This window comes from Haloparvum sedimenti, from assembly GCF_001462205.1.
Lineage (GTDB): Archaea > Halobacteriota > Halobacteria > Halobacteriales > Haloferacaceae > Haloparvum > Haloparvum sedimenti.
In genome coordinates this window covers 1-4,344 of record NZ_LKIR01000049.1, presented here as the reverse complement: position 1 = coordinate 4,344, position 4,344 = coordinate 1, and the positions used below count along the sequence as shown (strand labels likewise).

The 4,344-nt window shown below is 55.1% G+C and carries 5 protein-coding genes; 3 read left to right on the top strand and 2 right to left on the bottom strand.

The window, feature by feature from the left end; genetic code table 11:
* Positions 1 to 337 precede the first annotated feature (337 nt).
* The 3 genes from AN233_RS16150 to AN233_RS03065 all read left to right on the top strand — a co-directional run bounded on the left by AN233_RS16150 (position 338) and on the right by AN233_RS03065 (position 2,687).
* Entirely contained in the window at positions 338 to 952 is a 615-nt protein-coding gene (locus tag AN233_RS16150; protein WP_080508318.1) for an ArsR/SmtB family transcription factor, read from the top strand.
* Positions 953 to 1,141: 189 nt separating this feature from the next.
* Positions 1,142 to 1,564, top strand: coding sequence for a hypothetical protein (locus AN233_RS16715; protein ID WP_125919962.1), 423 nt, complete (start codon positions 1,142 to 1,144; stop codon positions 1,562 to 1,564).
* Between the two features lie 196 nt (positions 1,565 to 1,760).
* A complete protein-coding gene (locus AN233_RS03065; protein WP_058365390.1) occupies positions 1,761 to 2,687 on the top strand; it encodes a transcription initiation factor IIB in 927 nt (308 codons plus the stop codon).
* 109 nt (positions 2,688 to 2,796) lie between these two features.
* Here the strand turns inward: AN233_RS03065 and AN233_RS03060 are convergent, their stop codons facing one another.
* Together AN233_RS03060 and AN233_RS16710 are read right to left on the bottom strand one after the other, a co-directional pair.
* Positions 2,797 to 4,074 carry an RNA-guided endonuclease TnpB family protein gene (locus AN233_RS03060; protein ID WP_058365389.1) on the bottom strand — a complete coding sequence of 426 codons (1,278 nt, stop codon included), beginning with the start codon at positions 4,072 to 4,074 and terminating at the stop codon, positions 2,797 to 2,799.
* Positions 4,071 to 4,208 carry a ribbon-helix-helix protein, CopG family gene (locus AN233_RS16710; protein WP_125919961.1) on the bottom strand — a complete coding sequence of 46 codons (138 nt, stop codon included), beginning with the start codon at positions 4,206 to 4,208 and terminating at the stop codon, positions 4,071 to 4,073. The genes AN233_RS03060 and AN233_RS16710 overlap by 4 nt, the downstream gene beginning before the upstream one ends.
* Between the last annotated feature and the right edge of the window lie 136 nt (positions 4,209 to 4,344).

Genomic DNA, 4,344 nt, shown 5'->3' with positions numbered 1-4,344 from the left:
GCCCCCCGGCGATGGGTGGCGGGGCCACCAGCGATCCCGTCCCACTATGACCGACGACACGACACTCACGGCCCGTGAACGGCTTCGCATTCACCTCCGCGAAGCCTGCCGCACGACCGACTCCCCGATCGTGGAAGCACAGCTCGACGCCGCGCTAGACGCCTGGAACGACCTGCCGCCAACACCCCTTCGGGAGTGTCCCGTCTGTGGGAAAGTGGGGCTCCCGGAGCGGATTCACCAACATGAGTGTGTTAGTAGATAGCTGTGTCAAAAGGGGGTTAAACGGGTGTTTTAGCTTATAGAAGACATATCTGAGTGGGTGTGTATTTAATCCATAATGACATCGATTACTCGGCTCCTGTCTCGGCGTCAGTCAGCCAAATCTATTCAACAACAAAGAGACGCTGAACCGACAGTGTTAGCGATCGATGATGAGTCAGCTGACGAGATTTTCAATGCACTTTCCTCTGCAACCACCCGGTCGATACTGACCTCCCTGTACATGAAGCCGAAGACAGCGTCTGAAATTGGCGATGAAGTAGATACTTCGCTTCAGAACGTGAATTATCATTTGACAAAGCTCAAAGAGAATGAACTCATTGAGGTTGCTGATACGTGGTACTCAGACCAAGGTAAAGAAATGAAAGTATACACACCATCTGATGAAGCACTTGTGTTATTTGCTGGCGAAGATTTGACTCAATCGACCGTCCTGAGTTCAATTAAAAATCTGATAGGAGTCGTGGCAGCGTTCTCTATCGTTAGTGTCCTTGTTGATCAGCTATTCCGGCGGTTCGCCTCGTCTTCCTCCCCGATTTCTGCTGGAGCGGGGCAGTCCTCCGGTGAAGTAACAACCTACATGTTACCACCTGGAGCGATATTTTTCCTCGGAACACTGTTTGCAGTAGTTGTGTTCCTTTGTGTTCGTCATTATCAGGAACGGCGTCAATGAGGAGTAAAACGACTCTTGAACTCCACTGAAGGCCTTTACTTTTACCGTTCTAATTCCCATTTGGCTATGAGACGGCGCACATACCTGTCATCGGTTGCCGCAATGGCAGTGACTACAGGGTGTATCGGGAACGGAGCGAACCAAAGTCCTTCAGAACAAATGCAAAAGAGAGTATCCGTCAAAGACGTGGTGGCAAGTACCGAGACAGAAAATTTAGAAATCGAGGTGGGTATCCCCAACGCAGAAATCACAGCAAATGCTACAGCACACATTCGAATCTCATACGCAAATAATGGCAGTGAGTCTATCGAATTAAATATCGATCCAGACGCCCCAGCTCCTCTCCCCAGTACTGAGGAGGAACCAGGTCTGGTACTGCTATCTGATGCATATGATCCAACGCGGGCCTCGGACGAATGTTGGAAACCAGAGGAAGAGAGTTTCCCAGAACCTGCAGTCGTTAATCAATATGCTATCGAGCCGGGACAGACCGTTGAGTTGGAGTATGACGTCTGGGCGAATCCACAGCAGGAAGCAAGCTGTATCGAACCTGGAGAGTATCAATTCGAACCGATCGAGGGCGAATTCGTGCTAATTGTGGAAGATGAATAGAGCGAGACATCCAGACGTTCTATTTGCGTTTTGAGCACCTATGAAATCCGACGGAGGTGTGGTAGCCACTTTCATCATATTAATCGTGGGCCTATTGCTGATTTCTAACTAATCTGAACCTCCCACAGAGTCTATTTACCCCTCAATGGGTGAGGGGCTCGCTGTACTGGCGGGTTCCCTGAACACGGTGAGAACGATGGCAACCAGAGACATCTACGAGAGCGGATTCGACGAAGACGTCCGAACGGAATCGAGTGCGAATCAGTGTCCCGAGTGCGACGGCCGAGTCACTACGAACGCAGTCGAAACAGTCTGCGAGGACTGTGGCCTGGTCATCGACGAACAGCGTATCGATAACGGGCCGGAGTGGCGGGCGTACGATGACGAGGAGTGTGAACGAACGGGCGCCCCACTTACTGCGGCTCGCCACGATCGCGGCCTGTCGACGGAAATCGGTCGCGGCACCGATGCCAAGGGGAACGAGATCTCTGGAAAGAAGCGAAGGCGACTCGCACGGATGCGCCGTGAGCAGACCCGAGGGCGCTGGCGGTCGAAAGCGGAACGGAATCTCGCCCACGGATTGGGCGAAGTGCGTCGGTTGACGAGTGCCCTCGAGCTCTCCGATTCGGTTCGCGACCAGGCGTGTCAGCTCTTCCGGAGCGCCCAGAACGAGGATCTGCTTCGTGGTAGATCCATCGAGGCCATCGCCGCGGCCAGCGTCTACGGAGCCTGCCGGTGCAACGGCCTCTCGCGGTTAGTGGACGACGTCAGCGAGATGGCCCGCGTCGCGGAGTCACGAGTCACGAACGCGTACAAGACGCTGAACGAGGAGCTGGGCCTCCCCGCTGAGCCCGTCTCCCCCAGCATGTTCGTGCCGCGCCTCGCCTCGGACCTCGAGTGTCCGGATGAGATCCGACAGCGGGCCCGAGCCCTCGCGGAACAGGCCGAGGAGCGCGGCGTCACGACGGGCGTCCATCCGGCCGGGTTCGCCGCGGCCTGCCTCTACAAGGCCGGTCGCGAAGAGGGGCGATGGTTGACGCAATCCGAGGCCGCGGACGTAGCGAACGCCTCAATGGCGACTGTTCGGGCGCACCGGGATACGTTGGAGGAACGGGTCGCCTGAGACAGATCACTGTCTCTCCGTCTGTACTGTACATCGTTCTACGCGGGTTATTCAAAGACGAGCATGTTCTCTGTGAACTGCCCCTAGCTCAAATGGGGCTTCCTGTGGATTAGTCGGACACTCCCTCGACACCATCGGTATGATATCCTGTAGCGGTGTCGTGGGTCACGGTCGGGGCGTCCACGGCCCCCGATGCCTGCCGTCGCACCGTCCGCACAGTGGGAAGGCTGTTGAGAGCAGGCACAGTCCACTCTTGATGTTTCTCGATACCTTTCACGGCGATGTTGACGCTTGCACTACGGTCGCTGTGGTCTTGGTGGGAACACGACCGGCATTTGAACCGCTTCTTGTGACGGTTCCCTCGTTCAGTATGTCCACACAGTGGACACCGCTGACTCGTGAACTCAGGATTTATCCATGCTGTCGGGATCTCTTCGAAGGCGGCTTTGTACGACGTGTAGTGTTGAAGGGTGCGGAACGGGAGGTGGTGCAAGCGCCGGTTCATCCGCGCACCGTAGTCGATGTTGTCACGCATCTCTTTGAGGTCTTCAAAGACGATGCATGGGTTCTCGAACTGTTGGCTCCACTCGACGACGTGCCGCGACACTTTATGGAGTCGGTCGCGGACGAACCGTTCTTCCTGTCCTTCCACTGTATTGAGTACACTCCACTTCTCTGCGTTATGGACACGCTTGCGGATCGTGAAGTAGCGGTGGCGCTCAAACTTGATTTCTGGAAACTCGATAACAAGCGTATCCTCAACGCCATCCTTGGAGAGCGCCGTCAAAGCGACGTTATCCTCGTTCAGGTCCACGCCGACAACCGTTTGTGAGTTCTGCTTATCACGAACGGCCTGCTCGGTATTGGTGACGTTGACGTGCAACTCGGCGGTGCCGTCGTGGAATAGTGCTTCAGCCGTCCCGAGCCGCCATTCGTCGCTCGTGAGTGCGGTCTTGAGAACGTCGAGGTGGACATCGTCACCGTTCAGGATTCCCTTGACGTGTTTGTACGGCTTTGTGCTGATACGAAACGCTACGTCGCCGTCGTCGGTGAGCGACAGATTGTATCCTTCCTCGTAGTTCGCCCGGAGCGGGTATGTGCCATCTTTGGTGTGGCTTGGCTGGTTGAAGTCATCGTACTCGTAGTAGTTCTCCATCGCGCCGAGTGCCTTCGCAACGACGCGCTGTGTCGTGTTTTTCACGAGGTTAGCGTCGTCGGCCACACGGTCGTGAATCACATCCCAGTCCACCCCCCGCTTGGCGAGGCGAATCGCTTCGTTGTACACCGACCGGGCTTCGAGAGCAGCGTCGTACAGCAGGCTCTCGTTGTCACTCTGGATGTCCAGCTGGAAATCTAGCGTTTTCACAAGAGCCTGCTTGTCGGTCATTCGTCGGGTTCGTCAAGCCAGTCCCTGACGAGTCCACGTACCACTTCGGACTTGGTTTTCTCGGCATCGATACACTGCTTCGAGAACTCCTTGTAGAGTTCGTCTTCGAAGTCAACAGTCAACCGTGTCGTCATCGTATGTGAGGTGCTTAAATACTGAAATACTTAATAGTTGCCGACGTAAGGTGGTGTGGGAGAAGTGGAACAGTCAGTAAATCAGTACACGCTGTGCGACTACGATAATCATCTTCAGATTCAGATCACTATGAAC